The organism is Streptomyces sp. NPDC015131, from assembly GCF_043079975.1.
Lineage (GTDB): Bacteria > Actinomycetota > Actinomycetes > Streptomycetales > Streptomycetaceae > Streptomyces.
Window position 1 is genome coordinate 390338 of record NZ_JBIBVB010000006.1, and the last position, 14419, is coordinate 404756.

Annotated in this window: 13 protein-coding genes; 6 read left to right on the forward strand and 7 right to left on the reverse strand. The window is 72.8% G+C overall.

The genetic code is table 11. From position 1 onward, the window contains the following. Nucleotides 1-13 precede the first annotated feature (13 nt). Nucleotides 14-1684 carry a sodium:solute symporter family protein gene (locus tag ACF08D_RS25050; RefSeq protein WP_392225379.1) on the reverse strand — a complete coding sequence of 557 codons (1671 nt, stop codon included), beginning with the start codon at nt 1682-1684 and terminating at the stop codon, nt 14-16. 201 nt (nt 1685-1885) lie between these two features. Here ACF08D_RS25050 and galT point away from each other — a divergent pair, with 201 nt between their 5' ends. The 4 genes from galT to ACF08D_RS25070 all read left to right on the forward strand — a co-directional run bounded on the left by galT (nt 1886) and on the right by ACF08D_RS25070 (nt 6316). Continuing rightward, entirely contained in the window at nt 1886-2926 is a 1041-nt protein-coding gene (gene galT, locus ACF08D_RS25055; protein ID WP_392225381.1) for a galactose-1-phosphate uridylyltransferase, read from the forward strand. A 71-nt stretch (nt 2927-2997) separates the two neighbouring features. Then, the gene (gene galE / locus ACF08D_RS25060) at nt 2998-3993 is read left to right on the forward strand and encodes a UDP-glucose 4-epimerase GalE (protein WP_392225617.1); all 996 of its coding nucleotides are present in this window, start codon (nt 2998-3000) and stop codon (nt 3991-3993) included. Nucleotides 3994-4046: 53 nt separating this feature from the next. After that, entirely contained in the window at nt 4047-5231 is a 1185-nt protein-coding gene (gene galK / locus ACF08D_RS25065) for a galactokinase (protein WP_392225619.1), read from the forward strand. A gap of 299 nt (nt 5232-5530) precedes the next feature. Beyond that, nucleotides 5531-6316, forward strand: coding sequence for a LuxR C-terminal-related transcriptional regulator (locus tag ACF08D_RS25070; protein WP_392225383.1), 786 nt, complete (start codon nt 5531-5533; stop codon nt 6314-6316). Here the strand turns inward: ACF08D_RS25070 and tamR are convergent. Next, nucleotides 6275-6772, reverse strand: coding sequence for a MarR family transcriptional regulator TamR (gene tamR, locus ACF08D_RS25075; RefSeq protein ID WP_392225384.1), 498 nt, complete (start codon nt 6770-6772; stop codon nt 6275-6277). The genes ACF08D_RS25070 and tamR overlap by 42 nt on opposite strands. A gap of 131 nt (nt 6773-6903) precedes the next feature. Between tamR and ACF08D_RS25080 the strand changes: the two genes are divergently transcribed. After that, a complete protein-coding gene (locus ACF08D_RS25080; protein WP_392225386.1) occupies nt 6904-7743 on the forward strand; it encodes a trans-aconitate 2-methyltransferase in 840 nt (279 codons plus the stop codon). A 76-nt stretch (nt 7744-7819) separates the two neighbouring features. Here the strand turns inward: ACF08D_RS25080 and ACF08D_RS25085 are convergent, their stop codons facing one another. Next, on the reverse strand, nt 7820-8497 hold the full coding sequence (locus tag ACF08D_RS25085) for a TetR family transcriptional regulator (protein WP_392225388.1): 678 nt from the start codon (nt 8495-8497) through the stop codon (nt 7820-7822). Beyond that, complete coding sequence (locus ACF08D_RS25090; protein ID WP_392225389.1) at nt 8494-9519, reverse strand: acyl-CoA desaturase; 1026 nt, start codon at nt 9517-9519, stop codon at nt 8494-8496. Before ACF08D_RS25090 ends, ACF08D_RS25085 begins: the two co-directional genes overlap by 4 nt. A gap of 214 nt (nt 9520-9733) precedes the next feature. Here ACF08D_RS25090 and ppc point away from each other — a divergent pair, with 214 nt between their 5' ends. Continuing rightward, nucleotides 9734-12463 (forward strand): phosphoenolpyruvate carboxylase, encoded by a 2730-nt coding sequence (gene ppc / locus ACF08D_RS25095; protein ID WP_392225391.1) that lies wholly within the window; start codon nt 9734-9736, stop codon nt 12461-12463. Nucleotides 12464-12528: 65 nt separating this feature from the next. Here the strand turns inward: ppc and ACF08D_RS25100 are convergent, their stop codons facing one another. The 3 genes from ACF08D_RS25100 to ACF08D_RS25110 form a co-directional block, all read right to left on the reverse strand. Next, nucleotides 12529-12996, reverse strand: a complete 468-nt coding sequence (locus tag ACF08D_RS25100) for a hypothetical protein (protein WP_392225393.1) — start codon at nt 12994-12996, stop codon at nt 12529-12531. A gap of 54 nt (nt 12997-13050) precedes the next feature. Beyond that, nucleotides 13051-13647 (reverse strand): aminoacyl-tRNA hydrolase, encoded by a 597-nt coding sequence (pth, locus tag ACF08D_RS25105; protein WP_392225395.1) that lies wholly within the window; start codon nt 13645-13647, stop codon nt 13051-13053. 84 nt (nt 13648-13731) lie between these two features. After that, the gene (locus ACF08D_RS25110) at nt 13732-14331 is read right to left on the reverse strand and encodes a 50S ribosomal protein L25/general stress protein Ctc (protein ID WP_392225397.1); all 600 of its coding nucleotides are present in this window, start codon (nt 14329-14331) and stop codon (nt 13732-13734) included. Nucleotides 14332-14419 lie beyond the last annotated feature (88 nt).

Below are 14419 nucleotides of genomic sequence, written 5' to 3' on the forward strand. Positions count from 1 at the left end.
GCCTCCGGGGCGGTCAGAAGGAGTACGGCAGGTAGCAGGCGGCGGCCAGGACGACGGCGCCCCAGCCCAGCAGGGCGGGCCGGCGGTACCAGGCGTCGTCGCCCTCGGACGGCGGCTCCTCGAGGCCCGGCGCCCTCGTGCCGTACACCAGGCCGGCCAGCTCCGCCTCGGGCTTGGGCGCGGTGAAGAGGGTGACGGCGACCATGACCACCGCGCCGGCGACGAAGCCGGTGATCGCCGAGACGAAGTTGGCGCCCTGGTCGGTGGGGATGTCGACGAGGCCCTGCCGGTAGACGACGAAGTAGTTGACCATCGCGGCGGTGGTGCCCGCGATCAGGCCCCAGAAGCCGGACTTGACCGAGGCGCGCTTCCAGAACATGCCGATGATGAAGACGACGAACATCGGCACGTTGAAGAAGGAGAACAGGGTCTGGAGGTACCCCATGATGTTGGAGAAGCCGGCCGCCAGGAACGCGGTGCCGATGGAGGCGAGGACGCCGAGGGCGGTGATGAGGCGGCCGAAGCGCAGGTAGTAGCCGTCGTCGCGGTCCTTGACGACGTACTTCGCCCAGATGTCGGCGGTGAAGACGGTGTTGAACGAGGAGACGTTGGCCGCCATGCCCGCCATGAAGGCGGCCAGGAGGCCGGTCACGGCTATGCCGAGGACGCCGTTGGGCAGCAGCTCCCGCATCAGCAGCGGGATGGCGTCGTTGTAGGTGAGGTCCGACCCGGCGGTGCCGATCCGGGGCACGAGGACGGCGGCGACCAGGCCCGGGATCATCACCACGAACACGATGAAGATCTTCGGGAAGGCGGCGATCAGCGGGGTGCGCCGGGCCGCCGACAGGTTCTTCGCGGACAGCGCGCGCTGCACCTCGGCGAAGTTGGTGGTCCAGTAGCCGAAGGAGAGCACGAAGCCGAGCCCGAGGACGATGGTCAGCCAGTTGGCGCCCAGCGGGTTGGGGTCGCCGATGCCGGTGCCGCTCCAGGCGGAGAGGAAGCCCGGGCCGTGGCTCCGCTCCAGCGATCCGGTCAGGCCGTCCCAGCCGCCGACCCGCTTGAGGCCGAGCACGGTCAGCGGGATCAGCGCCGCGAGGATCACGAAGAACTGGAGCACCTCGTTGTAGATCGCCGAGGACAGGCCGCCGATGGTGATGTACGCGAGGACGAAGAGCCCGGCGACCACGATGGACACCCACTGGGGCCAGCCGAGCAGCGCCTCGACCACGATCGACAGCGCGTAGAGGTTGACGCCCGCGATGAGGATGGCGGCGAGGGCGAACAGCACCGAGCTGAGCAGGTGCGCCGGCCGGTCGAACCGCTGGAGCAGGAACTCGGGTACGGAACGGACCTTGGAGCCGTAGTAGAAGGGCATCATCACCAGGCCCAGGAAGACCATGGCGGGGATGGCGCCGATCCAGTACCAGTGCACGACGGCCACGCCGTACTGGGCGCCGGTGGCGGCCATGCCGAGGATCTCCGTGGCGCCGAGGTTGGCGGCGACGAAGGCCAGGCCGGTCACCCAGGCGGGCAGGGAGCGGCCGGAGAGGAAGAAGTCGAGGCTGGTCCGCACGCTCGCCCGGGCGGCGAAGCCGATGCCCAGGACGACGGCGAAGTAGATCGCCAGGATCGTGTAGTCGAGCCCGTTGGTGGGGAGCCGGAGCCCGTCGGCCAGGTGATACATGCGTACTCGCTTCGTCGCGTGAACGGAACCTGGCCGGAACCTACGCCTCCCTCGCGCAGAACTGAACACTTCTGTTCGTTTTCTTTGTTTGTTTGTGATCGTGCGGGCCGACTTCGGGCCGACTTCGTTGACGCCCTTGTTGTGCTGTGATTGATTATGTGTGTTTATGTTGGGTGTGGGTGAGGCGCCGAGGAGCCCCGTGTGAAGAAGACGTCGACCCGGCTGGCCGACGGCCGCGAGCTGGTCTACTACGACTCCCGCGACGACGTGGTGCGCGACGCCGCCGACCCGCGGCCCCTCGACCCGGTCGCCACCACCGCGGAGATCCGCCACGACCCGCTCCTCGGGGACGACGTGGCCATCGCCTCGCACCGCCAGGGCCGCACCTACCACCCGCCGGCCGACGCCTGCCCGCTGTGCCCCTCGCGCGACGGGCGCCACAGCGAGATCCCCGGCGACGACTACGACGTGGTGGTCTTCGAGAACCGCTTCCCCTCCCTCGCCGGCGACGCCGGCCGCTGCGAGGTCGTCTGCTTCACCCCCGACCACGACGCGTCCTTCGCCGGCCTCTCCGAGGAGCGGGCCGGCCTCGTCCTGGACGTCTGGACCGACCGCACCGCCGAACTGGCCGAACTCCCCGGCATACGGCAGGTCTTCTGCTTCGAGAACCGGGGCGCCGAGATCGGCGTCACCCTCGCCCACCCGCACGGCCAGATCTACGCCTATCCGTTCATCACCCCCCGCACCGCGCTGATGCGCCGCTCGGTCGCCGCCCACCGCGCCGCCACCGGGCGCAACCTCTTCGACGACGTCCTGGAGCGCGAGCGTGCCGCCGAACGGGTGGTCCTCCGGACCGGCGAATGGGTCGCCTTCGTCCCGTACGCGGCGCACTGGCCGTACGAGGTCCACCTCTACCCCACCCGGCGGGTGCCCGACCTCCGGGCGCTGGACGACGCGGCACGCGCCGGGTTCCCGGCCGTCTACCTGGAGTTGCTCCGCCGTTTCGACCGGATCTTCGGGCCCGGCGAACCGCCCACGCCGTACGTCGCCGCCTGGCACCAGGCGCCGTTCCACGACCCCGAACGCGCCGACTTCGCCCTGCATCTCGAGCTTTTCACCATCCGCCGCACTTCCGGCAAGCTGAAGTTCCTCGCCGGCTCGGAGTCCGGCATGAGCGTGTTCGTCAACGACGTGCCGCCGGAGGCCGCGGCCCGCCGACTGCGAGAGGTGGCGTCCCAGTGAGCAGCAACCGTGTGAACGGCGACCGTGTGAACGGCGACCGGGTGAACGGTGACCGCGTGAACGGTGACCGGGTGAACGGCGGCCGGACGGCGGCCCGGTACCTGGTGACGGGCGGGGCCGGGTACGTCGGCGGGGTCGTCGCGGCCCACCTGCTGGAGGCGGGGCACGAGGTGACCGTGCTGGACGACCTGTCCACCGGCTTCCGCGAGGGCGTCCCGGACGGCGCCCGGTTCGTCGAGGGCCGCATCCAGGACGCCGCCCGGCACCTGGACCCCTCCTACGACGCCGTCCTGCACTTCGCGGCGTTCTCCCAGGTCGGCGAGTCGGTCGCCGACCCGGAGAAGTACTGGGAGAACAACGTCGGCGGCACCATGGCGCTGCTCGCCGCGATGCGCGGGGCGGGCGTGCGCCGCCTGGTGTTCTCCTCCACCGCCGCCACCTACGGCGAGCCCGTCTCCACCCCGGTCACCGAGACCGACCCCACCGCCCCCACCAGCCCCTACGGCGCCACCAAGCTCGCCGTCGACCACATGATCACCGGGGAGGCCGCCGCGCACGGCCTGGCCGCCGCCTCCCTGCGGTACTTCAACGTCGCCGGGGCGTACGGGACGCTCGGCGAGCGCCACGACCCCGAGTCGCACCTCGTGCCGCTGGTCCTCCAGGTCGCCCTTGGCCGCCGCCCGTCCGTGGCGGTGTACGGCGACGACTACCCGACGCCCGACGGCACCTGCGTCCGCGACTACATCCACGTCGCCGACCTCGCCGAGGCGCACCTGCGGGCGCTGGACGTCCTCACCCCGGGCGAGCACCTGATCTGCAACCTCGGCAACGGCCACGGCTTCTCGGTCCGCGAGGTGATCGACACCGTGCGGGCGGTCACCGGCCGCCCGGTGCCGGAGGTGGCCGCCGCGCGCCGCCCCGGCGACCCGGCGGTCCTGGTCGCCTCCGCCACCACCGCCCGTGAGCGGCTCGGCTGGAAGCCCTCCCGGCCGGCGCTGGCCGACATCGTGGCGGACGCCTGGGACTTCGCCCGGCGCCAGGACGCCACGGCGGGGGTACGGGCGTGACCGCCGGGGCGGCCCGGGACACCGCCGGGGCCGCGGCCGGGGTCGGGTCCGGAGTGGCGGCGGGGGCTGGGGCCGGGGGCGCGGCGGGGATCGGGGCCGGGGTCGCCGAGGGCTTCCGCCGGCTCTACGGGGCCCCGCCCGAGGGGGTGTGGGCGGCGCCCGGCCGGGTCAACCTGATCGGCGAGTACACCGACGTCAACGACGGCTTCGTGCTGCCGCTGGCCCTCCCGCACACCGCCGTCGCGGCCGTGTCGCGGCGCACCGACGGGCGGCTGCGGGTCCACTCGGCCGACACCGGCGAGGGCGTGGTCCAGCTGGACCTGGACGCCCTGGAGCCGCGCGCCGGGACCGGCTGGGCCGCCTACCCGGCCGGTGTGGCGTGGGCGCTGCGCGAGGCCGGGCACCCCGTCACCGGCGCCGACCTCCATCTGGCGTCCACCGTCCCCACGGGCGCCGGGCTGTCCTCGTCGGCCGCGCTGGAGATCGTCACCGCGCTCGCCCTGAACGACCTCCACGGACTCGGGCTGACCGCCCCCGAGCTGGCCCGGGTGGGGCAGCGCGCCGAGAACGCCTTCGTGGGCGTGCCGTGCGGGGTGATGGACCAGATGGCGTCCGCCTGCTGCGCGGAGGGCCACGCCCTGCACCTCGACACCCGGGACCTGACGACCCGGCACGTCCCCTTCGACCCCGCCGCGCACGGGCTGGCCCTGCTGGTGGTCGACACCGGGGTGAAGCACGCGCTCGGGGACGGCGCGTACGCCGAGCGGCGCGCCGCGTGCGAAGCGGGTGCGCGGGCGCTCGGCGTGCGGGCGCTGCGCGAGATCGGCACCGTGCAACTGCCGGACGCCCTGCGCCGGTTGCCTGACAGGGCGGTGCGGGGCGCCGTCCGGCACGTGGTGACCGACAACCACCGGGTCGAGCGGACGGTCGCGCTCCTGGAGGCGGGCGACCTCCGGGCGGTGGGGCCGGTGCTGACCGAGGGGCACGCCTCGCTCCGCGACGACCTGCGGGTCTCCTGCCCGGAGCTGGACCTGGTGGTCGCCGCCGCGACGGCCGCCGGGGCGCTCGGCGCCCGGATGACCGGCGGCGGGTTCGGCGGCTCGGCGGTCGTCCTGGCCGAGGCGGGCGACACGGACACGGTGACCAAGGCGGTACGGGAGGCGTTCGCGGCGGCCGGGTACACCGCCCCGCGCGTCTTCCCGGCGGCCCCGTCGGCGGGCGCACGCCGCCTGGCCTGAGCGGTCGCGGGGCGGGTGGCGCAGGGCGGGCGCCGGGCCTGAGCGGCCGGGCGCCGAGCACCCGCCAGTGGCCGTGCCGCGGGCGGGCGCCGGGAGTTTTCCACAACCGGGCTTCCCGCGCGGCCGGGCCGCCGTACTCTGATGCACAGCACCGGTGGGGGCCGGTGCCGATCAGGGGGCGAGAGCGCCGGGTACGACGCCCGGGGCGCGGGTAGCACTCACAGCGCGGCGGCGGCCGTGCGACCGCTGTGCCTCCGGCCCGGGCGCCGTCCCCGTGGCCGCTCCGTCCTTACCGACGCATGGGGGTGTCCGTGGGCCGTATCCGGGTGCTGGTGGTGGACGACCACCGCATTTTCGCCGAGTCCCTCGCCGCGGCGCTGGCGGCCGAGCCCGACGTGGACGTCGCCGCGGCGGGCAGCGGCCCGGCCGCGCTGCGCTGCCTGGAGCGGGCGTCGGCGGAGGGCCGCCGGTTCGACGTCCTGCTGGTCGACGCCGACCTGGGCGCGGCGGCGGCGCCGGCGGTGGCCCGCGCGGTGCCGGACGACGGCGGGGGCGTGGTGGACGGCATCTCGCTGGTGGCCGGGGTCCGCGAGGGGCGCCCCGAGGTGCGCGTGGTGGTGCTGGCCGAGCGGGACGACGCCCGGCGGGCCGCGCTCGCGCTCCAGGCGGGCGCCTCGGGCTGGGTCGCCAAGGACTGCTCGCTCCAGCGGCTGCTGACCGTGATCCGGGGCGTCCTGCGCGACGAGACCCACCTGCCGCCCGCGCTGCTCACCGGGGTGCTGCGGGAGCTGACGGCCGCGCGCCGGCACCGTACGGAGAGCGAGCGGCTGGTGGAGTCGCTCACCCCCCGGGAGCGGGAGGTGCTGCGGTGCATGGTGGCCGGGCTGGGCCGGAAGGCGGTCGCCGAGCGGCTGTTCCTGTCGCCGCACACCGTGCGGACGCACATGCAGAACGTCCTGGGGAAGCTGGGCGTCCACTCCACGCTGGCCGCGGTGGCGCTGGCCCGGCGCGCGGGGGTGTGCCCGGCCGAGCCGGGGCCCGCGTCAGCCGGGGATGTTGTCGAACGGGGCGGTCAGCTGGCGTAGCAGCGCGGCCAGTTCGGCGCGCTGGGCGCGGGACAGCTCCGCGAGGATGGCCCGCTCCTGGGCGAGCAGCCCGGCGAGGGCCTGGTCGGCGCGGTCGCGGCCCTCGGGGGTGAGGCGGACCAGCACGCCGCGGCGGTCGCTCGGGTCGGGCAGCCGCTCGACGAGCCCCTTCTTGGCGAGCCGGTCGATGCGGTTGGTCATGGTGCCGGAGGTGACCAGGGTCTGGGTGAGGAGCTGGCCGGGGGAGAGCTGGTAGGGGGCGCCGGCGCGGCGCAGCGACGTGAGGACGTCGAACTCCCAGGGCTCCAGGTGGTGCTCGGAGAAGGCCAGCCGGCGGGCGCGGTCGAGGTGGCGGGCCAGCCTGGAGACACGGCTGAGCACCTCGAGCGGTTCCACGTCGAGGTCGGGGCGCTCCCGGCGCCATGCTGCGACCAGTCGGTCGACCTCGTCCTCCATGGCGATCAGTGTAGGGGATCTGTCGACGTGAAGTCTCTTGACGTCAAGAAATACCTGGCTGGACCATTGGGCATGACGGGGCCGGGACTCTGTTCCGCTTCGGCACTTCGTTCCAGCAAGGGGGCTCGAACATGTATTCCGCACCGATCTGGGATCCACAGCAGTACCTGCGCCACTCCTCGCACCGCACCCGCCCGTTCCTCGACCTGCTCGCCCGTATACCCCAGCTGCCCGCCACCGCCGAGGGCCGCTCACCGCGCATCGCCGACCTCGGGTGCGGACCCGGCAACGTCACCGCGCTGCTCGCCGACCGCTGGCCCGACGCCCGGATCACCGGCTTCGACCTCTCGCCCGAGATGCTGGAACAGGCGGAGAAGCACCACGCCGGCACCACGCCCGGCGGCGGCTGGCTCGACTTCCGGCCCGCCGACGCCGCGCACTGGACGCCCGACGAACCCTATGACCTGATCATCTCCAACGCGGCGCTCCAGTGGGTGCCCAACCACCCCGAGTCCTTCCCGCTGTGGGCGGACGGCCTCCACCCGGGCGGCACCCTCGCCCTCCAGGTCCCCGCCAACTTCACCGCGCCCAGCCACGCCCTCCTCGGCGAGCTGTGCGAGACGCCCCAGTGGCGCGCCCGGCTCACCGGCCACGGCCGCCGCTTCGTCCACATCCTGGACGCCGCCGACTACCTCACCCGGCTCACCGACCTCGGCCTGGCCGTGGACGTGTGGGAGACCGTCTACTCCCAGCTCCTCCAGGGCGAGGACCCCGTCCTCGACTGGGTGAAGGGCACCGCCCTGCGGCCCGTCCTCACCGCCCTCGACGGGGACGGCGAGGCGGTCGCCGAATTCCTGTCCCAGTACCGCGACCTGCTCCGCAAGGCGTACCCGCCCGGCCCACACGGCACCGTCTTCCCGTTCCGCCGGGTCTTCGCGGTCGCCACCCGGGGCCGGGAGCCGAGGGGGTGACGCCCCACTTACCGGCGCATCCCGCCCCACGTCCGCGCCGGGGCGCGGCGTACGCGTACGCCACGCCCCGACGCGGTCAGCTCTTGCGGTGCCCTATCAGCCGCGGCTTCTGCTCCAGGCCGTCCAGCCCGTGCCAGGCCAGGTTCACCAGGTGCGCCGCGACCTCCGCCTTCTTCGGCTTGCGGACGTCCAGCCACCACTGGCCGGTCAGCGCCACCATGCCGACGAGGGCCTGCGCGTACAGCGGCGCCAGCTTCGGATCGAAGCCCCGGGCCTTGAACTCCAGGCCCAGGATGTCCTCGACCTGTGTGGCGATGTCCGAGATCAGCGAGGCGAACGTGCCCGTCGACTGCGCCACCGGGGAGTCCCGGACCAGGATCCGGAAGCCGTCGGTGTACGTCTCGATGTAGTCGAGCAGCGCGAACGCCGCCTGCTCCAGCAGCTCCCGGGGGTGCCCCGCCGTCAGGGCGCCCGTCACCATGTCGAGCAGCTGGCGCATCTCCCGGTCCACGACGACCGCGTACAGGCCCTCCTTGCCGCCGAAGTGCTCGTACACCACCGGCTTGGAGACGCCCGCCTTCGCGGCGATCTCCTCCACCGAGGTGCCCTCGAAGCCCCGTGCGGCGAAGAGCGTACGGCCGATGTCCAGCAGCTGCTGGCGGCGCTCGGCGCCCGTCATCCGGACCCTGCGTCCCCGCCTGGGTTTGTCAGTACTGCTGGTGCCACTGCCGTCGATCGCCACACCGTCCATCATGCCGCGTTCGCGGCGCGCTCCCGGCGCCGGGCCGCGATCCGCTCGGCGGTCGGCCAGCGCACGTCGTACGCCCAGCCCAGCTTCTCGAACCAGCGGATCAGCCGTGCGCTGGAGTCGATCTGCCCCCGCATCACGCCGTGACGCGCACACGTCGGGTCCGCGTGGTGCAGGTTGTGCCACGACTCACCGCACGACAGCACCGCCAGCCACCACACGTTGCCCGACCGGTCGCGCGACTTGAACGGCCGCTTGCCCACCGCGTGGCAGATCGAGTTGATCGACCACGTCACATGGTGCAGCAGCGCCACCCGCACCAGCGAGCCCCAGAAGAACGCCGTGAACGCGCCCCACCACGACATCGTCACCAGACCGCCCACCACCGGCGGGATCGCCAGCGACACGATCGTCCACAGCACGAACTGGCGCGACACCGCCCGGAGCGCCGGGTCCTTGATCAGGTCCGGGGCGTACTTGTGCTGCGGCGTCCGCTCCTCGTCGAACATCCAGCCGATGTGCGCCCACCACAGGCCCTTCATCAGCGCCGGCACCGTCTCACCGAACCGCCACGGCGAATGCGGGTCGCCCTCGGCGTCCGAGAACTTGTGGTGCTTGCGGTGGTCCGCCACCCAGCGCACCAGCGGCCCCTCCACCGCCAGCGAGCCCATCACGGCCAGCGCGATCCGCAGCGGCCGCTTCGCCTTGAAGGCGCCGTGCGTGAAGTACCGGTGGAAACCGATCGTGATGCCGTGGCAGCCGATGTAGTACATCGCCACCATCAGCCCCAGATCCAGCCAGCTCACCCCCCAGCCCCAGGCCAGCGGCACCGCCGCCACCAGGGCCACGAAGGGCACGACGATGAACAGCAGCAGCGCGATCTGCTCGACCGACCCCTTGCTGTCGCCGCCGAGCGTCGCGGACGGCAGCCCGGGAGACGCGGGAGATTCGGGGGAGGCTGGAGTTGCGGGGGATGTGGGGGAGGCGGACGGCTCCGAGGACGCGAGGACGTCGGGGCTTGAGGTCATGGGGTCCCCTGGGGGGTGAGGGAATGCGAAGGACACCGAGGCTACGGTCCCGTAACCTACGGCGTCGTAAGTATGGCAGCGGTTCGGCGCGCGGCAAGAGGGCTGGCGACGGCGCCGGGCGGACGGGCACCTATCCTGGGTGTCGTCGGACAGCGCGGTCCGCAGCCTCCAGAACCCCTCCAGACGTGCTCAAACACTGCAAGGAGCCGCACCTGTGAGCAGTGCCGACCAGACCCCCTCCGCCAGCACCGAGCTGCGCGCCGACATCCGCCGACTGGGCGACCTGCTGGGCGAGACCCTCGTACGGCAGGAAGGACCGGAGCTCCTCGACCTCGTCGAGAAGGTCCGCCACCTCACCCGCGAGAACGGCGAGGCCGCCGCCGCGCTGCTCGGCGACACCGACCTGGAGACCGCCGCCCGCCTGGTGCGCGCCTTCTCCACCTACTTCCACCTCGCCAACGTCACCGAGCAGGTCCACCGCGGCCGCGAGCTGCGCGAGCGGCGCGCCGCCGAGGGCGGCCTCCTCGCCCGCACCGCCGACATGCTCAAGGACGGCGACCCCGAGCACGTGCGCGAGACCGTCCGGCACCTCAACGTCCGGCCCGTCTTCACCGCCCACCCCACCGAGGCCGCCCGCCGCTCGGTCCTCAACAAGCTCCGCCGCGTCGCCGAACTGCTGGAGACCCCGGTCATCGCCTCCGACCGGCGCCGCCACGACCTGCGGCTCGCCGAGTCCATCGACCTCATCTGGCAGACCGACGAACTGCGCGTCGTCCGCCCCGAGCCGACCGACGAGGCCCGCAACGCCATCTACTACCTCGACGAGCTGCACGCCAATGCCGTCGGCGACGTCCTGGAGGACCTCGCCGCCGAGCTGGAGCGCGTCGGCTTCGAGCTGCCGCCCGGCACCCGCCCCCTCACCTTCGGCACCTGGATCGGCGGCGACCGCGACGGCAACCCCAACGTCACCCCGCAGGTCACCTGGGACGTCCTGATCCTCCAGCACGAGCACGGCATCACCGACGCCATCGAGCTGATCGACCACCTGCGCAGCCAGCTCTCCAACTCCATCCGCTACGCGGGCGCCACCCAGGAGCTGCTCGACTCCCTCCAGCAGGACCTCGACCGGCTCCCGGAGATCAGCCCCCGCTACAAGCGCCTCAACGCCGAGGAGCCGTACCGGCTCAAGGCCACCTGCATCCGCCAGAAGCTCGTCAACACCCGCGAACGCCTCGCCCGGGGCACCGCCCACGAGGAGGGCCGCGACTACCTCGGCACCGCCGAGCTGCTGCGCGACCTCACCGTCGTCCAGACCTCCCTGCGCGAGCACCGCGGCGGCCTCTTCGCCGACGGCCGGATGGACCGCACCATCCGCACGCTGGCCGCCTTCGGCCTCCAGCTCGCCACCATGGACGTCCGCGAGCACGCCGACGCCCACCACCACGCCCTCGGCCAGCTCTTCGACCGCCTCGGCGAGGAGTCCTGGCGGTACGCGGACATGCCCCGCGAGTACCGGCAGAAGCTGCTCGCCAAGGAGCTGCGCTCCCGCCGCCCCCTGGCCCCCACGCCCGCCCCGCTCGACGCGGCCGGCACCAAGACCCTCGGCGTCTTCCACACGGTCAAGGAAGCGTTCGAGCGCTTCGGGCCCGAGGTCATCGAGTCCTACATCATCTCCATGTGCCAGGGCGCCGACGACGTCCTCGCCGCCGCCGTCCTCGCCCGCGAGGCCGGGCTGATCGACCTCCACGCCGGCTGGGCCAAGATCGGCATCGTGCCGCTGCTGGAGACCACCGACGAGCTCCGCGCCGCCGACGTCATCCTCGACGCGATGCTCGCCGACCCCTCCTACCGCCGCCTCGTCTCACTGCGCGGCGACGTCCAGGAGGTCATGCTCGGCTACTCCGACTCCTCCAAGTTCGGCGGCATCACCACCAGCCAGTGGGAGATCCACCGCGCCCAGCGCCGGCTGCGCGACGTCGCCCACCGCTACGGCGTACGGCTGCGCCTCTTCCACGGCCGCGGCGGCACCGTCGGCCGCGGCGGCGGCCCCTCCCACGACGCGATCCTCGCCCAGCCCTGGGGCACCCTCGAGGGCGAGATCAAGGTCACCGAGCAGGGCGAGGTCATCTCCGACAAGTACCTCATCCCCTCCCTCGCCCGGGAGAACCTGGAACTCACCGTGGCCGCCACCCTCCAGGCGTCCGCCCTGCACACCGCGCCCCGCCAGTCCGACGAGGCCCTCGCCCGCTGGGACGCGGCCATGGACGTCGTCTCCGACGCCGCCCACACGGCCTACCGCAAGCTGGTCGAGGACCCCGACCTGCCGACGTACTTCCTGGCCTCCACCCCCGTCGACCAGCTCGCCGACCTGCACCTGGGCTCGCGGCCCGCCCGCCGCCCCGGCTCGGGCGTCTCACTCGACGGACTGCGCGCCATCCCCTGGGTCTTCGGCTGGACCCAGTCGCGGCAGATCGTCCCCGGCTGGTACGGAGTCGGCTCGGGCCTCAAGGCCCTGCGCGAGGCCGGCCTCGACGCCGTACTCGACGAGATGTACGAGAAGTGGCACTTCTTCCGCAACTTCCTGTCCAACGTCGAGATGACCCTCGCCAAGACGGACCTGCGGATCGCCCGCCACTACGTCGAGACCCTCGTGCCGGAGAACCTGCGGCACGTCTTCGACGACATCGAGGCCGAGCACGCCCTCACCGTCAGCGAGGTGCTGCGCGTCACGGGCGGCGAGGAACTCCTGGACTCCAACCCCGTCCTCCAGCAGACCTTCGCCATCCGCGACGCCTACCTGGACCCGATCTCCTACCTCCAGGTCGCGCTGCTCGCCCGCCAGCGGGCCGCCACCGAGCGCGGCGAGGAACCCGACCCGCTGCTCTCCCGGGCGCTGCTGCTCACCGTCAACGGCGTCGCCGCCGGCCTGCGCAACACCGGCTGACCCGTAAGCGCGTACGACGAAGGGGGCGCCCGGTCCACACCGGGCGCCCCCTTCCGTCCGTACCCTCACAACGCCAGGAACGTCCCCACCAGCAGCGCGCCCCCCGCCGAGGCCGACGCCCACGCCAGCCGCGGCAGCCGCATCCCGCCGGCGATCACCAGCGACGCCAGCAGCAGCGCCCCGCCCAGCGGCAGCCACGCGTGCAGCCCGCCCGGCCAGCCGGTCCGCACCAGCTCCCGGGTGTCCGGCTTCACCACCACCGGATAGCGGCCACCGTCCTGCACCGCCACCGACCGGGCGATCGTCATGTCCGTCCGCGGCCCCGCCGGCCCCTCCGGGTCGTACCGCCCCGTGCACACGTCCGCCGAGCACCCCGTGACCGCCAGCGTGCCGTGCTCACGGCCCTTCGACAGCAGGACGTGCTGCGCCGTCCCCCACGACGCCCAGGCGCCCGCCACCACCAGCAACAGCGCGACCAGCGCCATCGCGGCACCGCGGGCGTACGGGAGGGCTGAACTCCGCTTCGTGCTCATGGGGCGCGATCCTCGGCCAGACGACCGCACCCGGTCAATTCCGGAGCAGAACGATCAGGAGTTGTACACCGACTGCGCCCGCTCCAGCCCCTCGGTCACCAGGCACTCCACCGCGTCCGCCGCCCGGTCCACGAAGTAGTCCAGCTCCTTGCGCTCCGCCGACGAGAAGTCCTTCAGCACGAAGTCCGCCACCTGCATCCGCCCCGGCGGACGCCCGATCCCGAACCGCACCCGGTGGTAGTCCGCGCCCATCGCCTTCGTCATCGACTTCAGCCCGTTGTGCCCGTTGTCCCCGCCGCCCAGCTTCAGCCGCAGCACCCCGTAGTCGATGTCCAGCTCGTCGTGGACCGCCACCACCTGCGCCGTCGGCACCTTGTAGAAGTCCCGCAGCGCCGTCACCGGACCGCCCGACAGGTTCATGTACGACATCGGCTTCGCCAGCACCACCCGCCGGCCCGCCGGCCCCGGAGGCCCGATGCGCCCCTCCACCACCTGCGCCTGGGCCTTCCCGGCCCGCTTGAACTTCCCCCCGGTCCGCGCCGCGAGGAGATCGGCCACCATGAAACCGACATTGTGCCGATTCCCCGCGTACTCCGGCCCCGGATTGCCCAAACCCACGATCAGCCAAGGGGCACTGGCGTCCGTCGTCATGTCCTCGCGTCTCCTCGCGTAGCCACAGGGAAACGGGGTGGCGGGCCGCAGCCCACCACCCCGTCACACAGAACCCAGGAGGGCTCAGGCCTCGGCGGCCTCTTCGGCGACCTCGTCGTCACCCTCGGCGGCCGGCTCCTCGGCCTGCGCGGCCAGCACCTGCAGGACGACGGCGTCCTCCTCGACGGCCAGCGTGACACCCTTCGGCAGCGGGACGTCCTTCGCCAGCACCGAGGCACCGGCCTCCAGGCCCTCCACCGACACGGTGAACGACTCGGGGATGTGCGTGGCCTCGGCCTCGACCGGAAGCGCGTTCAGCACGTGCTCGAGCAGGTTGCCGCCCGGCGCCAGCTCGCCCTCGGCCTGGACCGGGACCTCGACGGTGACCTTCTCGCCGCGCTTCACCAGCAGCAGGTCCACGTGCTCCAGGAAGCCCTTCAGCGGGTCGCGCTGCACGGCCTTCGGGATCGCCAGCTCGTTGGTCTTGCCGTCGATGTCCAGGGAGATCAGGACGTTCGGCGTGCGCAGCGCCAGCAGCAGCTCGTGGCCCGGCAGCGTCAGGTGCAGCGGCTGCGTGCCGTGACCGTACAGAACACCGGGAACCTGGTCCGCGCGGCGGATACGGCGGGCGGCGCCCTTGCCGAACTCGGTACGCGTCGCGGCGGGGATCTTCACCTCGGACATGTGCACTCCTCGTAAGAGTCAGACGAATCAACGGTCGTGGGGTCACCCGGCCACGACTGGACTTGGCCTGCTACGAAGAGCGCGTCGA